Annotated in this window: 1 rRNA gene; it reads right to left on the bottom strand. The window is 53.9% G+C overall.

Annotated elements, in window-relative coordinates:
* A 23S ribosomal RNA gene (locus ACY191_RS06755) occupies nucleotides 1-369 on the bottom strand; the annotation flags it as partial.

Genomic DNA, 369 nt, shown 5'->3' with positions numbered 1-369 from the left:
GCTTCCGACGGGATTTCACGTGTCCCGCCGTACTCAGGATCCACTCTGGAGGGAACGAAGTTTCAACTACGGGGCTGTTACCCTCTATGGCCGGCCTTTCCATGCCTGTTCATTTACTCCGTTCCTTTGTAACTCCGTGTAGAGTGTCCTACAACCCCAGGAGGCAAGCCTCCTGGTTTGGGCTAATCCCGTTTCGCTCGCCGCTACTCAGGGAATCGCGTTTGCTTTCTCTTCCTCCGGGTACTTAGATGTTTCAGTTCCCCGGGTCTGCCTCCAATGCCCTATGTATTCAGGCAAGGGTTCCATCCCATTACGGATGGAGGGTTTCCCCATTCGGAAATCTCCGGATCAAAGCTTACTTACAGCTCC

The sequence above is a fragment of the Staphylococcus sp. TCBT05 genome, assembly GCF_055179755.1.
The sequence above is the reverse complement of the archived record's forward strand: the minus strand, read 5'-3'. Positions and strand labels throughout refer to the sequence as shown.